Here is a 20,474-nt window from a genome sequence, read left to right as displayed (position 1 = left end):
CCAGGTGGTGAGTGATGTCAGATGGTTTGGATGCCCTTGAGGGCCAACAAGCTATAGGAAATGCCCAGGAGAAGCCGTTAAGAATTGTAAAAGCGGTTCAGAGCATGTAAAAAATCAGCGAAACCAGAGTGACCACACCGTGTCCATCGACGCGTGGGTCACTGACGACGCAAAAAGCCGCCGCTGGGCGCGCCAGGCGCGCCCATAGAAAATGCCGGCAATGGTGGCCAGCAAGACGTACTTCCAGTTGAAGGCCGCGCCTTTGTTGAAGTGCGACAAGCCGAACAAGACCGCCGTCGCCCACAAGGCGCGCGTACGTCCCCAGCGGCGTTCCAGCAGGTTCTGCGCCAGACCGCGGAAAAATAGCTCTTCCGGCAAGGCGATGAAGACAAACGTGAAGATCCAGCCTGCCGGGACCATTGTGGGTTGCGGCCAGCCGGGATGAAAATGCAAGAACTTCAGCAGGAACCCCAGCGGGATGACAATGGGCGCGCAGAAGATGAATTCGCGCAAACCAATCTTGAGGTCCGCGAAGGTGGGCGCAAGGTCATAGCCGACGCCGTCCAGCGGCTTGACGACCAGGTAGCCGTAGAGCGCCATGTTCACCAGCATCAATTTGGGGAAACCGCTCATCCCCGGAGGCCAGAGCACGGCGTCGTAAGCCGCGAATGGCCATGCGTGTCCCAGAAGACCTAGGTCTACGATCAGTCCTACTGCGGCCAAGACGGCCAAGTCCGCCCAGTTACCGGGCGCCGGCGCATAGTGAAGAGCCGCCGTGACCAGGACTGCGACGCCCGCCAAGGCCGCGGCCATCGGCCACTGGAAATCGCCGCGGGGAATCGCCAGCACAAAGTAAGGGACCACCAGCAGCAAGCAGGCCGCAAGCCTGGCAGCCGCTGTGTGCAAGCTTGGTCGCAGCAGAGTAGCGGCGCCGAATCCGAAGAACCAGTATGGCGCGAAAACCAGAGCAAAACTCAGGAAGGTGGAAACCGGGTGCTCGTCCAGCGCTTTCAGATGAAAGAAGCGGGCAATGAACCAAAAGACGATGAGCAGGGCAGCATAAGCCGCGCCGGCCCAGAGCAAACGTCGCGGAGAAGGGCCGGCAGGCGCAGCAAGATCAGCGCCCAGGTTTTCGCCGGCGGAAGGCGGAGAAGAGGTCATGGCAAATCGCCCGAGTTTGCGGCAGCCGTAGGTGGCGGGTCCGCAAAACTGGCAGCAGCATAGCACGCTGGGCCGGCCGGAACCGCCAACTGGAGGCATTGTTGCCCGGCTTTTTATATAATCTATTGCGTCCCCATTTCGTGTAACCTCTGGAGCTTTCCTGACATGATTCGCTTTCTGCAGAGCGGCAATAAGGCCGTGAAGTATGTGCTGAGCGCGTTCCTGCTGATTATCTGTGTAAGCATGCTGTGGTACCTGATCCCCAGTTCCGGCACCGCCCTGGACACCAACCAGCAGGGCGTCGTCGCCAGCGTGGCGGGAGAAGACATCCGCACCGCTGATGTCAACGATCTGGTGCAGCAGCAGATGCGGCAGCAGCAGGGCAGAATTCCCGACTTTTATATTCCCATCCTGAGGCAGCAGGCCGTCATGCAGTTGATCCAGAGGGCGGAAGTCCGCTATGAGGCTGAGCGCTTGGGATTGAAGGTTTCTGACCAGGAAGTGCAGGACGAGCTGCAAAACGGCATGAGCAAAGCCTACTTTTTCCCCGATGGCAAGTTCATCGGCAAACAAAAGTATGAAGAGCTGCTGAAGCTGAATGGCAAGACGCCGGAGACTTTTGAGAACGACGTCCGCCAGCAACTGATGGTTTCCAAGCTGATCAGCGCAGTGGGCGCGAGCGCAAATGCGTCTGATGCCGAGGTTGAGCAGGCCTACAAAGACCGCAATCTCAAGGTAAAGTTCCAATACGCGGTGCTGAACCTGGACGATCTGACCAAGCAGATCAAACCCACGCCGAGCGAGGTGGAAGCTTTTTTTGCGGCCAACAAAGCCGGCTACCAGAGCGCCATCCCGGAAAAGCGGCAGGTCCGCTACTTCGTGATCAATGACAAAGACGTGGAAAGCAAAATAACGGTGGACGCTGCGGAGCTGCAGCGCTATCACCTTTCCCACCAGGATGAATATCGCGTTCCGGAGCGGGTGCGGGTGCGGCACATTCTGATCTCCACGCCACCGGCGAGTCCGGACGGCAAAGTGGACCAGAAGGCCGTGGACGAAGCCCGTGTCAAGGCCGAGGGCATTCTCAAGCAGATCAAGGCTGGCGGTGATTTTGCCGAACTGGCCAAGAAGAACTCCCAGGACAGCAGCGCGGCGGACGGCGGCGAGCTGGGCTGGATCGTCAAGGGCCAGACCGTGGCAGAGTTTGAAAAGGTTGCTTTTGCCCAGAACAAAGGCCAGATCAGCGATTTGGTGAAGACCATCTGGGGCTTCCATATTATCCAGACGGAAGAGAAGCAAGACGCCCACGTTAAGCCGCTGGCGGAGGTGCAGGCCACTATTGAGCCTGTCCTGAAGGCGCAGAAAACCAGTGCGGCGCTGGAGGCCAAGGCCAAGGAAGCTGAGGACACGGCCACCAAGCAGGGCCTGGACAAAGCTGCGGCAAAATACGGAGCGCCGGTGGTGCAGAGCAATCTGATAACCCGGAATGACGCGCTGCCGGGCGTTGGCGCCTCGCCGCAGTTGATGCAGCAAGTCTTCTCCACTAAGGAAAAGTCCCCGCCGCAGACGGCCCGCGTAGCCACCGGGTATGTATTCTTCGAACTTCAGAAAGTGGAACCGGCGAGGGCCCCGGCGCTGGAAGAAGTACGCGACAAAGTGACCAAGGATTTCGTCAGCAGCCGCTCTGCCGAGTTGCTACGCAAGAAAGGGCAAGAGTTGGCGAATCGCGCCCACGCTGAGAATGATCTGGCGAAAGCCGCCAAAGAGGTGGGAGCTACCTTCAAGACCAGCGAACTGGTGGACCGCAACGCGCAAGTCGCGGACATCGGCGCCTTGAGCGGCCCGGCAGCCGTGGCTTTTACCATGAAGCGGGGGGACATCAGCGGCGCTCTGAATCTGGGGACCCGGGAGGCCGTCATCGCGATCACCGACCGCCAGGAGCCTTCCGCCGCGGACCCGCAGTTCGCCAAGGACCGCGACCAATTGCGCGAACAGATCGTGCAGCAGCGCCAGGAGCAGGCATGGCGCCTCTTCCTGGAAGCTCTGGGCGCCCGCATGGAAAAAGAAGGCAAGGTAAAAATCAACCAGGCGGAGATGAACGGCCTGACCAGGACCCGTGGCTGAGCTATCCTGAAAACTATGCTGTCGGAACGTTGCGCTGGAATCCTGCTGCATCCGACTTCTCTGGCCGGCCCCGGTCTGGGCGACCTGGGCCCGCAAGCCTATGCCTTTGCTGACTTCCTGGCGCGCGCGCGCCTGGGTCTGTGGCAGGTGCTGCCGCTTTCGCCGCCGGGCTTTGGCAACTCGCCGTACTCGGCGATTTCCGCTTTTGCCGGCAATCCCCTGCTCATCAGCCTGGAACGACTGGCGGACCGCGGATGGATCGCCCACGAACAAATCCAGAACCATCTTCCTCCCCAGGGCCGGATCAATTTTGACGAAGTGAAAGCCTTCAAGCTGCCCCATTTGCGCCAGGCCGCGCAGAATTTTCTGGAAGGCCGCGGCGGCGACCACCGCCGCTTTGAAGATTTCAAGCGCGACAACGCCTGGTGGCTGGAAGACTACGTTCTCTTCCTGCTCATCCGCCGCGTTCACAAGCGCGCGCTGTGGAGCGCGTGGCCCAGCGACCTGGCGCGCCGTTCCGCCGAAGCCCTGCACGCCTTTGGCACGGAATACCGGCAACAACTGGAAGTTGAGCGCGTCATCCAATTCGCGTTTCATGAGCAGTGGAGCGCCTTGCGGGAATACTGCGGGCAGCGCAGCATCCGCATCGTCGGCGACGTGGCCATCTTCGTCAACCATGACAGCGCCGACGTGTGGCGCAATCCCGAGCTATTTCACCTGGATGACAATCTGCAGCCGGCGACGGTGGCCGGCGTGCCTCCCGACCTGTTCAGCCAGACCGGCCAGCGCTGGGGCAATCCGCTGTATCGCTGGGACGTGCTGCGCGCGCAAAACTACCAGTGGTGGGTGCAGCGCATGTCCTGGGCGCTGAAGGCATGTGACGTAGTGCGGCTGGACCACTTCCGCGGATTTGAAAGTTACTGGGAAATACCCGCCGCCGAGCCCACCGCCATTCACGGCCGCTGGGTGGAGGGCCCCAAGGACGATCTGTTCCGCGTGCTGCGGGAACGCCTGGGCGACCTACCGTTCATCGCCGAAGACCTGGGGTTGATCACCCGGGAAGTCCACGCCTTGCGCGAACGCCTGGGCATTCCGGGGATGAAGGTGCTGCAGTTCGGCTTCGGCGATCCCGGCGCGCACATCTATCTTCCCCACAATTTCGTCTCCAATTGCGTGGTGTACACCGGTACGCATGACAATGACACCACCGTAGGCTGGTGGCAGTCCGGCGCGAGTGAGGACGAAAAACGGCACGCCACGCAATATTTCGGCCAGCCGCAGGACGGCATGAACTGGGCGATGATCCGCGCGGCGTTTGCGTCGGTGGCCCGTGTGGCGCTGGTCCCCATGCAGGACGTTCTGTCATTGGGCAGCGAAGCGCGCATGAACATTCCCTCGCGGCCTGATGGCAACTGGGGATGGCGGCTCGCCCCGGGCATGGCCAGCGACGAACTGGCGGACAAGCTGGCCGCGCTGTCTGCGATCACTGACCGTGTGTCGCCAATCGCTGAAAGGCGGCAGAGCGCTGCGAAGCTGGAAGACTTTGCCGCGTAAGCAAAGGGTTTTGTTCGACAATCATTCACCAAGGTGCGTCTGATCTGTCCGATGAAAAGATCTCGTCAATGAAGAAGATCTTTCCCATGAAAATGAAGCCGGCCTTTGTACAACTCGCCCTTGTGCTCTTGTTCGCTGCGCTGCCGCCGCTGCTGGCCGGCCAGGCAGGCACTGCGAAGCCGGTTGCAACCGCACCGGAGTACACCTACAAGGTGATTCACGTGTTCCCGCATGATCCGTCGGCGTACACGCAAGGTTTGTTCTACCACCAGGGATTTCTCTATGAAGGCACGGGTCTAAGCGGGCACTCGTCCCTGCGCAAGGTAAAGCTGGAAACAGGAGAAGTTGTCCAACGCGTGGACCTGGCGCCGGAGTTCTTTGGCGAAGGCGTTGCTCTTCTCAAGAACCAGATCCTGCAGCTCACGTGGCAGTCGCACGTGGGATTCGTCTACAACCTGAGCGACTTCCACCTGGTGCAGCAGTTTTCCTACGAAGGAGAAGGCTGGGGCCTGACCAGCAACGGCCGCGACGTCTTTATGAGCGACGGCACCGCCGAAATCCGCGTCCTTGACGGCCGCACGTTTGCCGAAAAGCGGCGCTTGAAGGTGCACGACGGCAACATGCCGGTCACGCAACTCAACGAGTTGGAGTGGGTGGAGGGAGAAATCTTCGCCAACGTCTGGCATACCGACCGCATCGCGCGCATCTCTCCGCAAAGCGGCAAGGTGGTGGGCTGGATCAACCTCAAAGGCCTGCTCAGCCCCATGTACCGCCGGCAGCCGGAAGCCGTGCTGAACGGCATCGCTTACGATCCCCAGGGGAAGCGGTTGTTCGTCACCGCCAAGCTTTGGCCCAGCATCTTTGAGATCCAGTTGGCGCGGAAAGAACGGAAATGAGATCGCGCCCAGTCGTGAGAGACGCGCGCTTGGGCGGTCCGGTCCATTTTTAGTTCGGCGCGCCAGTTCGGCGCGCCAGTTCGGCCCGCCAGTTAGGCCCGCCGCGCTTTACTAATGTCCCAGGAACCTTGACAATGAAAACATCGGAACTAAGGAGCTCGAAACTGCCATGCCTGTGACTGGTGAATTGATCCGCATGATGAATTATGTTGACGACATTGCCGCCACCCTGCGCCGCGTCCAGTTGGGCGTGAGCGACATGAACGAGGAAGAGAGAAAACGCCTGGCCGCCTACATGCGCCAGGCCGATCCCAACTATCTGAAGATTGTGGAAACGCTGGAGAAGAACTAGGCAATGGCCGAGATCAAGACCGTAGCCGTCATCGGCGCGGGGATCATGGGCCGGGGCATTGCCCACGTGGCGGCCCTGGGCGGCTATCGCACCATCCTTGAGGACATTCTGCCGGCCAGCCTGCGCACGGCGGAAAGCGAAATCCGCTCCAACCTGGACAAAGCCATTGAGCTGGGCAAAATCTCCAAGCCCGATGCCGACGCCGCGTTCACCCGCCTGGAGTATGCCGGCAGCGTGGAAGAAGCCGCGCGCGAAGCCGACCTGGTGATTGAAGCCGTGCCGGAAGAAATGGAGTCGAAGATTGAAATCTTCACGCTGCTCGATAAAATCTGCCGCCCCAAGACCATCCTGGCTTCGAACACATCATCGCTCAGCGTCACGGAGATTGCGTCGGTCACCTATCGCGCCAAAAAGATCCTGGGCATGCACTTCTTCAATCCTGTGCACAAGATGAAGCTGCTGGAAGTGGTGCGCGCCCTGGAGACCGATGACGAGACCATCGCCGCCTGTGCCGAGGTCGGCCGCCGCATGGGCAAGGAAGTGGTGGTCATCAAGGAAGCGCCGGGCTTCATCACCAGCCGCATCAATGCGATGATCGGCAATGAGGCGTTTTACATGCTGCAGGAAGGCATTGCGTCGGCTGCGGACATTGATAAGGCGCTCAAGCTTGGCCTGAACCATCCCATGGGACCGTTTGAACTGGTGGACCTGGTGGGACTGGACACACGCCTGCACATCCTCGAATACCTGCACAAATCATTGGGAGAAAAGTTCCGGCCGTCGCCGCTGCTGGTGCAGTACGTGAAAGCCGGCAGGCTGGGACGCAAAGCGGGCAAGGGCGTGTACGAATATCCGGACAAGTGAATCGGATCATCGGGACATCGGGACATCGGATCATCGGGACATCGGGACATCGGATCATCGGGACATCGGGACATCGGATCATCGGGACATCGGGACATCGGACCCTCGGGACATCGGGACATCGAGACATCTGATGAGAGCTGAGCGGCGCACGATCAACTCGATACTTCCGAGAACTCAAGCCGTAATCTCGGCGATCTTTGGCAATTACGGCACTCCTGGCAATTCCTTCAGATCACCCGATCACCCGATTGCTGACACCGCAATGACTCCGGCCGAAGCGAGTGGCCCAGTACCGCGGGGGACTCAAGAGGAGACACAACCCCTCGGCGGTCCCTGATGGTCAGTCAGGAACCGTTTTCTCTGGAGGTGAACTGGTCAGGCTTGCCCGAGGGGAGGGAACACCTGGCGTGCTAAAAGTCTTATCTACTTTGAATCAGTCGAATCTGAACTGGGCGCAGTTTCCTTCAAAGCGTCCTTGAAGCCGCGAATGCCGTCGCCCAGGCCCTTGCCCAATCCAGCCAGTTTGCTGGGACCAAAAAACAGAAGAGCGATCATCAGAATCACCAGCAGATGCATCGGCTGGAACATACCTTCAAACATGTTGTCCTCCAGAAATTTGTGAACTCGTCTTGCTTTGCTGACCGTACCTAACCACAAACGAGTATGGAGGACCTTTCTTATGGGCAAATTAGAAGGGGATTAGATTTATTAATCACATGGGACAATAGACGAAAGTACTCATGGATGAGAGGGACAGCATTGCGCCGGGGCAATGCGCCGCAAAGGGGATGCAAGGGGACACATGGATTTCACCAACTGTTATGACGACGCGACGCGGGCCGCGTCCTATGCGCAACTGGAGTTCGCCAATACCTACTACCTGGCTTATAGGGACATTCCCGGGATCATACGTGAGCATGTAAGAGGAACCAGAGCGCTTGACTTCGGCTGCGGGACGGGGCGATCAACCCGGTTCGTCAAACAACTTGGATTCAGTGCCGTTGGCGTGGATATCGCACCGGAGATGGTGGCGAAAGCCAGGGAACTCGATCCTGGCGGAGATTACCGCGTTGCCAAAGATGATGATATGAGCGAGTTTCAGGCTGGCGCATACGATCTTGTTCTCTCTGCGTTCACTTTTGACAACATCCCTGGCCTGGAGACCAAGGTGCGCCTCTTTCGTGATCTCGGAAGGCTGCTCCGACATTCAGGGAATCGGGATTCAGGGAAGATCATCAGTGTGGTTTCGTCGCCTGAGATTTATGTTCACGAATGGGCGTCGTTCTCGACCAAGGACTTTCCCGAAAACCGCCAGGCGCGATCAGGCGACCGGGTGAAGATCATCACCACAGATTTCCCGGACCGCCGTCCTACGGAAGACATCCTGTGGACCGACGAAGCGTACCGGGACGTTTACTCGCGCGCCGGCCTGAGAGTGGTTGCCATCTACAAGCCGCTGGCGACGGGCGATGAACCCTACAAGTGGGTGAATGAAACCGCGATCGCACCCTGGGTGATTTATGTGCTGGGAAGCAGCCGCTAGCCGCTAGCGGCTGGCTATTAGCTCTTGGCCCTTAGCCTTTGGCAAACCAGAGCAAGTCAAACCCTTACCGCTGATGACACTGATGAACACTGATTCTCACTGATTTCTTGAAATTGTTTTTAGGGGCATGCTCAAAAGAAAAAAGGCCGCAATGGCATTGCCCCATCACGGCCTGATTTTTGATCCGCGCGACTCCGCGTTCATCCGCGGTATGGTTTTGCTTTTGGCTAATTGCTAACTGCCAATTGCTTGTTTTTCAGTTCCCCGCCGGCTTGGCATTCGGACTCATGCGCATGGGCAAGCGGCCGTCGGCGCCGCTGGTCAGGGCCATGAAGTCCTTGTCGGTCATCAGCGACGCAAACACCGCGTCCACGCGGGCTTCCATCATCTCTTTGCTGCGGACCGCTTCATAACGCTCGTAAGTGAAGAAGTGCCGCTTGAGCAGGTCCAGCGCTTTCTGTTTCTGTCCGGCCTGCGCGTAGATGGCGGCCAGGTTGTAGCTGGCGGGCAGCAGCTTTTCGTTTTCGCGGGCGATCTTCAGCGCTTCGTCGCCGTGTCCGTTGCCGGCCATGAAGGCCGCGGCAAAGATCAGGTTGTAAGGATCTTTAGGATCGAGCTTCAAGGCTTCTTTGGTGTAGGCATCAGCTTTCGCGACATCGCCTTCGCTGTTCCAGTACACGGCCAGGTTGCGGTACGCCAGAGCCAGCGGGTACTCGCGGACGGAATCTTCCATCAGCGACAGGCCTTTTTTGAAGTCGCCTTCGTGGATGGTCATCTTGCCCAGGCCGTGCAGCGCGACGGCGCGCGACATGGGGTCAGCCGGCATGGCCAGGATAGCGTCAAACGTTTTGCGGGCCTTGTCCCAGTCGCCAATGTGGTGGCGATAGAGTTCCGCCAGGAAACGCAGAGGCGTGGGATCGGCCGGATCGAGCTTGACGGCGGCCTGGTACAGACGCTCAGCGTCTTCGTACTTGGCGGCGTTTTCGGCTTTCAGGCCGGCGCGCATGGTCTTCTGGATCTGCGCGCTCACCGCCGGATCAAAGTTGGGAGCGTCAGGGACTTCCGCCACTTCCACGCCCAGCTTCTTCAGTTCTTTTTGCGCGTCTTTGCCGCGCTTGGGGAAGAGGCACTTCTGGTCATACACGGCCCGCAGTTCCTGGATGGCGGTCTGGCTGTCGCCGGCCTTGGCTTTGGCCTTGGCGTCCTCAAACTTTTCTTTGACGGCGTTTTCGCGCTTCTTTATCTCGCTGTCCAGAAGCTTTTCCAGGTCGCCGACTTTCAGCTTGCCTTCCTTGTTGGCTTCCAGCTTGCCGACCACCGTGCCGTCCGCCTGCGCCAGCACTGCCACCGGCAGCTTGCCATCCGGGACATACTTTTGGCCGAGCGCGGTGCGCGCGTCCACCACGCCCATGGTCACGCACTGTTGCGAGTAAAGCTGCAGCGTGCGCGATTCCAGCAGGCTGGAGTTCTTGAACTCCACGTCAGAAACCGGGAACCAGTAGATGGCCAGGCCTTCTTTGGGCTGGACCTCCGGCGTGATCAGCTTCCACGGCACCTTGTAGACCGTTGTGCTGGAGCCGCCGGACATGCCGCCCATGCCTCCGCCTCCGCCGCCTCCACAGGTCGCCCAGACCTGCGACGTAAGGAAAACCGTGATCAAAACAAGGGACAACAGGCGGTGGGGGAAGGAGTATTTCATGGGCAAATTATAGCAAGGTGGGAAGACGGAATGCAGCTAATGGGGCGGCTTTAGACTGTCTTCACCCAGTACAGCTGAGGTGATCAGCCGGCGTGCTAAGTGGGCTTCAGGAAAGAAACCGACGATCAAGAGTCCAAGACCGAAGAGGAAGAATCCGATGAGTGGAAAGGATGCCCGACGCTCCAAAGCATCTTCCACAATCGCCATACCCAGAACTCCAAGCCCAAACAACATGAACATGCAAACCAGTGGGTGCAGAAACATGCGAACATTTACCCGAGTAGGTCCGCCGGAACTATCGATTCTTCCGCGGATCACGGGGAGGAAGGAGTTGTAGCTGTTGGCGCCAATTTCACGCCTCAGTTTGAAACGGTCGCCTTCTACCTTTCCCACAAATTGAAATGGATAATCGGCACCCACGGGTCGGCGGGCCAAGCTGTCAAGAAAGCCTCGCGGTGTGCGGGTGACGGCTCGCAGGCGTTCGGCGGCGGCTTCAGGCGGCATCGGCGATTCGAGCTGGAAGCTTAGGTAAGGCACCTTGGTCTACGCTCTGTTCATCAACTCTCTCATGGCGGTAATGACCGCGTCCGGCGCTTCCAATGAGCTGCTGTGGCCGCATGCCGGGATTCGCACCAGCTTTGATCCCGTGATGGCCGCGGCCAGCCGCTCTGATCGGAACGGCGGCTGCGGCTTGTCGTCTTCCCCGGCGATGATCAGCGTGGGGCAGCGTATCCCCGCCAGCTCGTCGCTCGAAACCTCGCGGCGGTTCATCACGCCCATCAGAGCGCGTGCCGTGTTCTTGGGACGCGAACGCAGCTTGGCTGTCCATTCTTTAAGCATGGCCTGCTTGGCGGGACTTGTGCTGGCCCGCGTGGACTTGCCGAACAACTCGGTCACGGCAATGCCGGCAAACGGCGCGGTCCCCATCAGTTTGACCAGCTGCGCAAGAAAATTGAATTTCAGCCGGCTGAAGGTCTCTTCTTTTTGCGCGCCGGTATTCATCAAGGTGAGCGAGCGCACCAGTTCGCGATGCCGCGCCGCCAGACGCATCCCCACAAAGCCTCCCATGGAGAGCCCGGCAAAATGGCAGGGCGCGGCGTTGAGCGAAGTGATCAGCGCAGCGGCGTCTTCGGTGAGGGTCTCCATGTCATAGCCCGCGCCCGGGTCCTGCGACTGGCCCTGCCCGCGATGGTCGTAGGCAATCACCCGGTAGCGCCGCTCAAAGGCTGCACGCTGGGCGTGGAACATCGCGTGGTCCATCAGCAGGCCGTGGGAGAAAACAATGGTCTCCGGGCCAGCGCCGGATTCCTGGTAGTAGAGCTCAACGCCGTTGGTTTGGATGGTGGGCATGGTAAGAGCGACCTAGGGTAGCACGGAGCAGGACAACTTGCCTCCCTGGGCGACCAACGAATGACGAACGGCCTATTTCTTCTCTTCGATCCAGACTTTGGAGTCCAGAAATTGCCGTGGCGTGAGGATGGGAATTGACTCGAATGAACCGAGCTGCAACAAGTGACGGTCACCAGAAATGATGGCTCGCGCCTGAGCGGCAAGAGCGCACTCGAGAATCCGGTCATCGTCCGGGTCGTCCTTGACTGCCGCTACGAACACTTGTGGATGGACTTGAACAAACCAACTGAACAGAACTGGTAAACGATTCTGAATCTCTTCGCGGCTCCACCCAAATTTCTTCTTCAGGACCTGCTCCACTTCGTGCCGAAGCGGACTGGAATAACAGATTTCGCACAAACCCAAAGCCGCCAGATCAATGATCTGCCGGGGAAGACCGCCAAAGACCAACGCGGAAATGATGACATTGGTGTCGGCTACGATCCGTATCATTTCTGTCGCGGCTTACGGGCTTTCTCGCGTCGTGCCTCGTGGGTCAGGCGCTCCACGTCGTTTTCACGGATTCCTAGCTCTTGGGCGCGCGCCCTGCCGTACGAGTTTGTTTCCTCCCACCAGCGTTGCCGCTCGTAGTGCCGGAGCGCCTCGCGTATCAGCTCGCTCATGGTCCGGTTTTCCTTCCTGGCCATGTCTTCCGCACGCGAGAGCATTTCGGGGGGCAGCGTAATGGACAGGGTCTTCGTAGTTCGCATGCCAGTTATGTTAGCAATATTTAGCACGACTTAGCAATGCTGCCCTTAAGACGAGATTCCCAATTTTGCTCGCAGGCGCCACCCCAAATTGCACTTAACCCGGGGGAGCGACGCGGCGCTTAGAGTCCTTGCACGCTGGTTTGCACGGGCGCGTTCATCTTTAGAAATCTGCGGGCCAGGGGACCCAGGACTGGATACTCTGCCCACTCCCCGTTCCCGGCTTTGATGGCGAAGACAACGGACATCACGAGCATCGCTACCCAGCCTCCCATGATGAAGAGCCACATGAACGGGAACAAGATGAAGATTGCGGCTGGAGGTTGGGCCGACTTATCTCCGGCATGCATGAGCACGGTGCTGAAGATGGTCACAAACAACACGACACCAAACACCATCGCGCACAACAGGTAAACGATGTGCAGCATCAAGGCCTGGAGCGCGTGAAAGCGGACAAAAAGGGAGTCTTTCTTGACCAGGAAGATGATCAGCGGGGCAATCCATCCGCCCACCAGTTGCAGGGCGTGGGCCAGGACGGCCATGGTGCGTTCGTCGGAGTTGGGCTGCGGCAGGTAAGGCCCCGATGCGGTAGCCATTCTTTCCCCTTTTACGAAGGCTGTATTCTAGACCCTTTTTGCCGTTCTCCGTGACTCCGTGCCTCCGTGGTGGGTTTTGCGGCCCCTCTAACCAAACAGCCCTGTCCCCCGTCTAAATCCTTGGAACCCTAGTCCCTTTCCGGACGTATTGAATACCAGACCGAATGAATACCGCCCTGGACATCTTCGGGCAAGTCCTCCGCACCCTGTGGGCGCACAAGCTGCGCTCGTTTCTCACCATGTTTGGCATCGCTTACGGCGTCTTTTCCCTGCTGATGCTTATCGGCGTGGGCGAGGGCTTCCGTTCCGGCCAGCGCAAGAACATGGCGGACATCGGCGAAGACGTCATCTTCCTTTGGCCGGGCCAGATTCCCAACGTGTCGGGGCAACATGCCGGCGGCCGCTTTTACTTCATCACCTACAAGGACTACCTGGACATCAAGAATGAAGCCAAGTCGGTCAAGGACGTGGTGCCCATCATCAACCGGGGCGACCTGAAAGTGGTGAGCGACTTCGCCACCAGCAGCGGGACGTTCACCGGCGCCACTCCCAACTTTGCTACCGTACGCTACCTGCCGCTGGGCCAGGGACGCTGGCTGAATGATGCAGACGAAGCGCAGAAGCGCAACGTGTGCGTGCTGGGTTACCAGATGATGCGAACTTTGTTTCCCGGACGTCCCGCGCTGGGCAGCACCGTTCTGATCAACGGCATCCGCTTTGACGTGGTGGGCGTGCTGGACAAGATTGGCAAACAGGAAAACAACGGCAACAACATCCGCGTGTACATGCCGCTGAACACCATGCGCGAGTTTTTCCCCGTCAAGAACGCGCACACCACCGACGACATCAACGGGCTTAACTTCCAGCCCGTCGCCCGCGACCTGCATCGCCAGGCGATTGATGACGTGCACAAGGTCATCGGCCGCAACCACGGTTTCGATCCCAACATCCCGGAAGCTTTTGAGCAGTGGGACACGGTGGAAAGCACGCAGATGGTGGGCAAGATCTTTACCGCCATGGACTTTTTCCTGGGCGGCGTGGGCCTGATCACCCTGGCGCTGGGCGCCATTGGCATCATCAACATCATGCTGGTTTCGGTGACCGAGCGCACCCGCGAAATCGGCCTGATGAAGGCCTTGGGCGCCACCAACCGCAACGTGATGGTCCAGTTCTTCCTGGAAGGCGCGTTTCTCACCGGGCTGAGCGGCGGGATCGGTGTGGCGGTGGCGGCGATGCTGTCCAAAATCCTGGTCACCGCTTGGCCCAAGAGCAACATTGGATTTGATCCTCCGCATATTGTGCCGATATCGGCGGCGATTGCCGTGCTGGCCCTTTGTCTGGCTGGAATCATCGCCGGTCTTTATCCCGCGCGCAAAGCCGCCATGCTGACGCCGGTGGAAGCGTTGCGAAGGGAATAGACGAACATGGTCCACGATCTGATCGGACAAGCTTATTCCGCCATGCGCTACAACCGCCGGCGCACCGCGCTCACCATGCTGGGCATGGCCTGGGGCATTGCCACGGTTGTGCTGCTGCTGGCGTACGGCGCCGGCTTCGGACGGGCCATCGGCAACATCTTCTCCCAAATGGGCATGCAGATGATGGGTTTCTTTCCCGGCCGCACGTCGCTGCAAGCCGGCGGGCTCAAGGCTGGAGTCCCCGTGCGCTTCCAGATTGAGGACATCCAGCACGTGCAAGAACTGGTTCCTCTCGTCCGGCACATCAGCCCGGAAGCTTCTCTCGATCCCGCCACGGTGCAGAACGACAACCGCTCGTTTTCCTTTCCGGTGAACGGTTTTTACTCGCAGATCCAGTACATCCGCTCCATTGACATGGAGTCCGGGCGCTTCTTCAATCCTGACGACGAAGGCCAGCGGGCCCGCGTGGCGGTGCTGGGGTCGGAAGCCAAAACCAAGCTGTTTTCCGGACAATTTGCCGTGGGCGAAAAGATCAGGATCAACGGCGTGACCTTTGACGTGATCGGCGTGACCGCGCCCAAGATGCAGGAAGGCGACAGCGACATCAATCGCGTCGTCTATATCCCGTTCAGCGCCATGGGCGATTTGAAAGACACCAAATACCTCAACGGCATCTGGATCAGTTACGACGGCAACCAGTTTGAGAAAATTGAGAACAACATCCGCAGCGTGCTGGGCGGCTTCCACGGCTTCAATCCCAAGGACCCGCGCGCGGTTTTCTGCTGGAACGCCATGAAGCAGGCGAGCAATTGGCAGATCTTCACTATTGCGCTTGAAATCTTGCTTTCGCTGATCGGCATGTCCACGCTGGCGGTGGGCGGCGTGGGACTGATGAATATCATGCTGGTTTCCGTCACCCAGCGGACGCGGGAGATTGGCGTGGAAAAAGCGCTGGGCGCGCGCAAACGCGACATCCTGTTTCAGTTCCTGTCAGAAGCCATGGCCATCACCTTTGCCGGAGGCCTGATGGGCATCTGCGTGGCCTACATCATTGCCTGGAGTGTAGGGCGCATCCCCGTCTACAGCTATATCGCCAAGAATGCTGAGGCCGGCGACATCACCCTGATCATCTCGCCCATGAACCTGGTGGTTTCCACCGGAATTCTGGTGATCGTGGGCATCGTCAGCGGCATGCTGCCGGCCCTCAAGGCGGCGCGGCTGGACCCCATTGAAGCCCTGCGCTACGAATGACCCCGCCGTACCTGCGTTCCGGACGATTGCCGTGAAGCACTCTTCGCGTGGTTGCTTAGCGAAGCAAATGTAGAATCATTCCTGCCATGCAGATCCTTCTCTCCGCCGGTGAAGCTTCCGGTGACACCTACGGCGCGCAGATGATTGACGCGCTGCGCCGGCTCGCGCCGGAAGCAGGCTTCTTTGGCATGGGCGGCGAGCGAATGCAGGCGGCGGGTTGCGAACTGCTGGTCAACGCCAATGAAGTGGCGGTGGTCGGACTGGTCGAAGTGGTCAAGCATCTGCCGGCCATCCGCCGGCGCTTCAAACACCTTGTCGCCGAAGCCGCGCGGCGCAAGCCTGACGCCGCTGTGCTCATTGATTTTCCGGATTTCAACCTGCGCCTGGCGCGCGAACTGCATCGCCTGGGTATTCCCGTCTTTTATTTTGTAAGCCCGCAGATCTGGGCTTGGCGCACGGGCCGGGTCAAGCAGATCCAGAAGTACGTCCGCAAGATGATCGTGATCTTTCCCTTCGAACAGGAGTTCTACCGCCGACACGGCGTGGAAGTTTCGTACGTCGGACATCCGCTCGCCGCTGCTCCCGTGCCGCAAGTTTCCCGCCCGGCGTTTGCCGCGCAATACGGTCTTGATCCAGCGAAGGAATGGATCGCGCTGCTGCCCGGCAGCCGGCGCAAAGAAGTCCGGCTGAACTTGCCTACTATTCTTGGCGCCATAGACTTGCTGAGAAACGACCTGCTAAGAAAAGAGCTGTTGCGAAAACAGGGTACAGATTACGAATACCTCTTGCCCGTGGCTTCCACCCTGAGCAAGGACTGGATGCGCGAGCAGCTGGCCGCGTCGGCGACGCATGTCGCAGACATCAAGCTGACGGAGAACGCCCGCGTTTCGATGATGCTGGCGCGCGCGTCGGTGGTCGCCAGCGGAACCGCCACGGTGGAAGCCGCGCTGTCCGGGACGCCGTTTGTGGTGGTGTACCGGCTGGCGCCGCTCACATGGATTCTGGGCCGCCGCCTGGTCCGCCTGGACACCTTCGCCATGCCCAACCTGATCGCCGGACGAAAGATCGTCCCCGAGTTGATCCAGCGCGGATTCACCCCCAAGAGCGTGCTGCGCGAACTCAACGCCATCCTGCCCGATTCGCCCGCCCGCCGCCAGATGCAGAACGACCTGAAAGAAGTCCAGGAACGCCTGATGGAAGGTCACCTGACAGAAGACCCGCTGCGCCAGCGGCCTGGCGCGGAAGCCCCAGTCCAGCGCGCGGCGCGGGAGATTCTGGCCGCTCTGAACGCGGGGAAAACTCCCTGAGTGGTACAAAAGCAGCTTTTTTGTAACAATTTACATCTAATCGCCTTGAAACCCCAGCAGCTCTGGAGATAACCCAAATGCAACTTGCGCGGCGACCCTTGCGACGTGCGTATCTGCTCTCTGCCCTCGTGCTGTGCTTCCTGCTTCCCGCCCTGGCGCTGCCAGCCTTGGCCGCGGACAAAGCCCGCCTCCGGGTGGAGGACTACGTAATTGACGCGGAGATCGTCCCCAAGACCCATCATCTGGCCGCGCGCGCCAAGGTCCGTTTTGTCACGGTGGAAGACCTCAATTTCGCCAGTTTTGAGCTGCATAACGCCCTGCACGTCAGCAAAGTGACCGACGCCTCCGGCCGTGCTCTTACCGCCGAGCGTGTCAGCCAGGACAACGCCATCCGCGTCGCGTTTCCAACTCTGGTGCCCAAGGGCACCACGATGACTCTGACATTTGATTACGAAGGCGCGCTGGCCGGCGCCGATGACAGTCCGGTGGAAGGGCTGAAGCTGGCGTACATAGACAGCGACATGACTTATCTGCTCTACGCTGGAAGGTGGTTTCCGGTGGCCAACTTCGGCATTGACCGCTTTACCTCGGCGATCAACATCATCGCTCCCAGCGGGACCGTGGTTGTAGGCAGCGGCTCCACGGCGGCGGCGCGGCCCGCGCCGACGGGCAAGACCGTGTCTTCCTTTAGCTGGCAGAAACCCAGCTTCCCCGGGACTATCATTGCCGGACCGTTTAACGACAACGTGTTCAGCGGCGGCGCCGTGCACATCTATTTCCGCGACGCCAAGAAAGACTTTGCTCCCGCGTACGCGGACACGGCAGCCAAGGAATTTGAATATTTCTCCAGCATTTACGGGTCGGCTTCCACGCCCATGCTGAAGGTGGTTGAGCTGCCCGACGATACCGTCCCCACGGCCTGGGCGCCGGAGATTGCCGCCATCGCCACGCGTGACATTGGCGAGAAGACCAACTACCGCCTGCTGGCCAACGCCATTGCCCATCTGTGGTGGGGCGCAACCGTGAGTCCGGCTTCCAAGGACGACTGGTGGCTCATGGACGGCGGCGCGCGCGCTTCTGAAATGCGTTACGTGCAGAACGCCGCCGGCGCCACCGCCTTTGAAGACGCCACGCGCGACATGGCTGTGGGCGCTCTGGCCTATGACACCATGCCGTTGAGCAGCATCAGCCGGCTGGACACGTATTCGCCCCAGTTCCAGGCCCTGGCCACCGACAAAGGCGGCATGATCTTCCACATGCTGCGCTGGGTAATCGGCGAAGGTCCGTTTGACAAGACCATGAAGGAATTCCTGGCCAAGTTCGCGTGGAAATCAGCCAGCGTCGCTGACCTGCAAGCCATCGCGGAAAACAACGCCGGCCAGAAGCTGACCGCATTTTTCAGCCAGTGGGTGGACGGCACCGGCGCGCCCGAATTCAAGATGCATTACGTCGTCTACCGCATCAAGAAAGGCTTCCGCGTGGTGGGCGAAGTCACCCAGGACCTGGACTTGTTCCGCATGCCGGTGGAACTGAAGATTGACACCGACGGCCAGACGGAAATGAAGCGCATTGAAGTCGTCGGGACGGAGTCGCCGTTTTCCGTGGAGACCTTTGGCAAGCCGCGCCGCCTGACCCTGGACCCCAACAACTTTGTGCTCAAAAATTCGTCAGACCTGAAAGTGCGGATCGCCATCCGCCGCGGCCAGGAACTCACCGCCCAGGGCAGCCTGGCGGAGGCCCTGGGAGAATTCAACAAGGCGCTGGAAGCCAACCGCAACAGCTCGCTGGCGCATTACCGCATTGCCGATGTTTTTTACCTGCAGCGCAACTACCAGTCCGCTGCCAACGAATATCGCGAGTCCATCCAGGGCGATGGCGAACCCCGCTGGACCGAGGTCTGGAGCCACGTGCAACTGGGCAAGATCTTTGATACCACGCAGCAGCGCGACCGCGCCGTGAACGAGTACCGGCTGGCCATCCAGACCGGTGACAATTTCCAGGGCGCGCTGGACGAAGCGCGAAAATATCTGGAGACGCCGTTTACGCGGGAAAAGAAATAGTTTTTGACCGCAAAGGACGCGAAGGACGCAACGGCCTGGGGATCCGCGGCGATTGATGTAAATCAAACCACGCAAACTCAGGGTCGGCCAGCAAAGCGCCATCAACCGAGAACAAAGCCCCTTTGCGTTCCTTTGCGCCCTTTGCGGTCAATTCTTCGACGGCAAGCTTTTCAGATACGCAATGATCTGCCACCGCTGCTGCTCCGGCAGGCGCGACCAAGACGGCATGCCGTTGCGCATGCTGCCGTTCGTCAGTATCCACTGCAGCTCGCCCGGAGTGGCCGCGCGGATGCGCTCCGTTCGCAGGCTGGGATGATCGTATTGTCCATTGGCATCCGGCCCGTGGCATCCAGCGCAATTTTGGCCAAAGAGTTTTGCTCCCGCGGCGACAGCCCGCGCGTCACCCGCGAAAGGATTCTGTTTCACTCGGGCTTTGTCCGGAACTCTGATCATCCACAGGCCGTCACCGGACGAAGCAGCGCAAAGCGCGCTCAATGCGACGAGCAGCCACGCCAGTACAAGATAGAGTTTTCCGCGCGCCATGATGCCTCCCCTACTTTTTCCGCAATCGGGACACAAACTGGTCAATTTCATACGACACGCCAAAGCGCAGCAGCAGGCCGTGGCTGTTGTGGTTCAGGCCCGCTGCGGGGGATATCGTGAACGTCGGGCCGTTGGGCATGCGGAAGGACATGGTCGGTGCCAGGTAGTGCGACGTATGAGCGAAGCCGAAGCTGTAGCGGTCGCCCAGTCCGCCATAGAGTTCCGCGCCCACGGTAAAGTTCTCGCGGCACAAACGGCAATTGTCGGGGCGGGCCAGCAGCGCCAGCGGGCGGCTCACCCCGATGGCATAGCCGAACTCCCAAGGATCGTTCTTCAGGTTTTTTTCGGCGATGAAATTCTCCGCCAGGTTCCAGCCCTTGAAGTTGCTGGAGAGAATCAGCTTCAGTTCGGCTTCGCGTTTCTTCTCGGAGCGGTCGTTTCGCTCCAGGGCGTCAGTCACGCCGTCATGTCCGACAATCTCCAGCAAAGCTTTGTCGGCGCCGTTGAGGTCTTCAAACTCGAAGTACAGCACTGGGTTGATCCAGTGCTCGCGCAGCAGCGGACGGAAGCGGTTCTCCAGCCGCCAGCCGGTGAAGACGGTGCTTTCGTTGGACGTGCTCTGGCCGTCCAGGTACAACTCGGTGGTCCACCACGCGGTTGTGCCGTATTCCAGCTCAAACGCGTTAGCGAAGAACGAATTGCCGGCGCGGGGGAAACCGCTCACCGTCTTGGTAGCGAACTCCAGGCTGCCCGGCTCCTCCATGTGGTGGGTGTAGGTGATGAAGTAGCTGTCTTGGGCGCCGGAGGCGGCAGGGAACAGGACCAGCGCCAGCAGGCCAGCCAGGATCGCGGCACGCTTGGATTTCGCGAAAAACACGGGGAAACCGCCATTCCGGCCAGGCATGTTGAAATTGAAATTGAATTTCATTTTCAATACCAAGTATGGAATTCTAGCGTGACAGGGACGCCCGATCAAGTGACGAATATCACATCCGTGTCATATTTCT

Annotated in this window: 20 protein-coding genes; 10 read left to right on the top strand and 10 right to left on the bottom strand. The window is 59.5% G+C overall.

Translation table 11 applies throughout. From position 1 onward, the window contains the following. Nucleotides 1-114 precede the first annotated feature (114 nt). Nucleotides 115-1,161 carry a CPBP family intramembrane metalloprotease gene (locus LAO20_00180; protein MBZ5529819.1) on the bottom strand — a complete coding sequence of 349 codons (1,047 nt, stop codon included), beginning with the start codon at nt 1,159-1,161 and terminating at the stop codon, nt 115-117. Between the two features lie 165 nt (nt 1,162-1,326). Between LAO20_00180 and LAO20_00175 the strand changes: the two genes are divergently transcribed. The 5 genes from LAO20_00175 (at nt 1,327) to LAO20_00155 (ending at nt 6,951) form a co-directional block, all read left to right on the top strand. Further along, a complete protein-coding gene (locus LAO20_00175) occupies nt 1,327-3,285 on the top strand; it encodes a peptidylprolyl isomerase (GenBank protein ID MBZ5529818.1) in 1,959 nt (652 codons plus the stop codon). A 15-nt stretch (nt 3,286-3,300) separates the two neighbouring features. Further along, a complete protein-coding gene (gene malQ / locus LAO20_00170) occupies nt 3,301-4,839 on the top strand; it encodes a 4-alpha-glucanotransferase (protein MBZ5529817.1) in 1,539 nt (512 codons plus the stop codon). Between the two features lie 92 nt (nt 4,840-4,931). Next, complete coding sequence (locus LAO20_00165; protein ID MBZ5529816.1) at nt 4,932-5,735, top strand: glutaminyl-peptide cyclotransferase; 804 nt, start codon at nt 4,932-4,934, stop codon at nt 5,733-5,735. 169 nt (nt 5,736-5,904) lie between these two features. After that, the gene (locus LAO20_00160) at nt 5,905-6,087 is read left to right on the top strand and encodes a hypothetical protein (GenBank protein MBZ5529815.1); all 183 of its coding nucleotides are present in this window, start codon (nt 5,905-5,907) and stop codon (nt 6,085-6,087) included. A 3-nt stretch (nt 6,088-6,090) separates the two neighbouring features. Continuing rightward, nucleotides 6,091-6,951 carry a 3-hydroxyacyl-CoA dehydrogenase gene (locus LAO20_00155; protein ID MBZ5529814.1) on the top strand — a complete coding sequence of 287 codons (861 nt, stop codon included), beginning with the start codon at nt 6,091-6,093 and terminating at the stop codon, nt 6,949-6,951. A gap of 426 nt (nt 6,952-7,377) precedes the next feature. Here the strand turns inward: LAO20_00155 and LAO20_00150 are convergent, their stop codons facing one another. Further along, nucleotides 7,378-7,554 carry a twin-arginine translocase TatA/TatE family subunit gene (locus tag LAO20_00150; protein MBZ5529813.1) on the bottom strand — a complete coding sequence of 59 codons (177 nt, stop codon included), beginning with the start codon at nt 7,552-7,554 and terminating at the stop codon, nt 7,378-7,380. A 202-nt stretch (nt 7,555-7,756) separates the two neighbouring features. On the opposite strand from LAO20_00150, the gene LAO20_00145 reads away from it, so the two are divergent. Next, nucleotides 7,757-8,497, top strand: a complete 741-nt coding sequence (locus LAO20_00145; protein ID MBZ5529812.1) for a methyltransferase domain-containing protein — start codon at nt 7,757-7,759, stop codon at nt 8,495-8,497. A gap of 256 nt (nt 8,498-8,753) precedes the next feature. Here LAO20_00145 and LAO20_00140 read toward each other — a convergent pair whose 3' ends face one another. The 6 genes from LAO20_00140 to LAO20_00115 form a co-directional block, all read right to left on the bottom strand. Next, on the bottom strand, nt 8,754-10,196 hold the full coding sequence (locus tag LAO20_00140; protein MBZ5529811.1) for a tetratricopeptide repeat protein: 1,443 nt from the start codon (nt 10,194-10,196) through the stop codon (nt 8,754-8,756). Nucleotides 10,197-10,232: 36 nt separating this feature from the next. After that, nucleotides 10,233-10,733 carry a hypothetical protein gene (locus LAO20_00135; GenBank protein ID MBZ5529810.1) on the bottom strand — a complete coding sequence of 167 codons (501 nt, stop codon included), beginning with the start codon at nt 10,731-10,733 and terminating at the stop codon, nt 10,233-10,235. Nucleotides 10,734-10,739: 6 nt separating this feature from the next. Continuing rightward, nucleotides 10,740-11,546: an alpha/beta hydrolase gene (locus LAO20_00130; protein ID MBZ5529809.1), complete on the bottom strand. Its 807-nt coding sequence runs from the start codon at nt 11,544-11,546 to the stop codon at nt 10,740-10,742. Nucleotides 11,547-11,618: 72 nt separating this feature from the next. Next, complete coding sequence (locus tag LAO20_00125; protein ID MBZ5529808.1) at nt 11,619-12,038, bottom strand: putative toxin-antitoxin system toxin component, PIN family; 420 nt, start codon at nt 12,036-12,038, stop codon at nt 11,619-11,621. After that, nucleotides 12,035-12,295 carry a ribbon-helix-helix domain-containing protein gene (locus tag LAO20_00120; protein MBZ5529807.1) on the bottom strand — a complete coding sequence of 87 codons (261 nt, stop codon included), beginning with the start codon at nt 12,293-12,295 and terminating at the stop codon, nt 12,035-12,037. Before LAO20_00120 ends, LAO20_00125 begins: the two co-directional genes overlap by 4 nt. Before the next feature lie 119 nt (nt 12,296-12,414). Beyond that, nucleotides 12,415-12,888, bottom strand: a complete 474-nt coding sequence (locus LAO20_00115; GenBank protein ID MBZ5529806.1) for a DUF4870 domain-containing protein — start codon at nt 12,886-12,888, stop codon at nt 12,415-12,417. A gap of 164 nt (nt 12,889-13,052) precedes the next feature. Between LAO20_00115 and LAO20_00110 the strand changes: the two genes are divergently transcribed. The 4 genes from LAO20_00110 (at nt 13,053) to LAO20_00095 (ending at nt 18,924) form a co-directional block, all read left to right on the top strand. Further along, nucleotides 13,053-14,306 carry an ABC transporter permease gene (locus LAO20_00110; protein MBZ5529805.1) on the top strand — a complete coding sequence of 418 codons (1,254 nt, stop codon included), beginning with the start codon at nt 13,053-13,055 and terminating at the stop codon, nt 14,304-14,306. A gap of 6 nt (nt 14,307-14,312) precedes the next feature. Continuing rightward, the gene (locus LAO20_00105) at nt 14,313-15,557 is read left to right on the top strand and encodes an ABC transporter permease (protein MBZ5529804.1); all 1,245 of its coding nucleotides are present in this window, start codon (nt 14,313-14,315) and stop codon (nt 15,555-15,557) included. An 86-nt stretch (nt 15,558-15,643) separates the two neighbouring features. Next, complete coding sequence (gene lpxB, locus LAO20_00100) at nt 15,644-16,864, top strand: lipid-A-disaccharide synthase (GenBank protein MBZ5529803.1); 1,221 nt, start codon at nt 15,644-15,646, stop codon at nt 16,862-16,864. A 77-nt stretch (nt 16,865-16,941) separates the two neighbouring features. Continuing rightward, on the top strand, nt 16,942-18,924 hold the full coding sequence (locus tag LAO20_00095) for a peptidase M1 (GenBank protein ID MBZ5529802.1): 1,983 nt from the start codon (nt 16,942-16,944) through the stop codon (nt 18,922-18,924). 147 nt (nt 18,925-19,071) lie between these two features. Here the strand turns inward: LAO20_00095 and LAO20_00090 are convergent, their stop codons facing one another. Together LAO20_00090 and LAO20_00085 are read right to left on the bottom strand one after the other, a co-directional pair. Continuing rightward, nucleotides 19,072-19,467, bottom strand: coding sequence for a cytochrome c (locus tag LAO20_00090; protein ID MBZ5529801.1), 396 nt, complete (start codon nt 19,465-19,467; stop codon nt 19,072-19,074). A 10-nt stretch (nt 19,468-19,477) separates the two neighbouring features. Next, nucleotides 19,478-20,395, bottom strand: coding sequence for a hypothetical protein (locus LAO20_00085; GenBank protein ID MBZ5529800.1), 918 nt, complete (start codon nt 20,393-20,395; stop codon nt 19,478-19,480). Nucleotides 20,396-20,474: the final 79 nt, after the last annotated feature.

The organism is Terriglobia bacterium, from assembly GCA_020072815.1.
Classification (GTDB): Bacteria; Acidobacteriota; Terriglobia; order Terriglobales; family Acidobacteriaceae; genus Angelobacter.
Note: the sequence above shows the minus strand (reverse complement) of the source record. Positions and strands in the feature narration are given on the sequence as shown.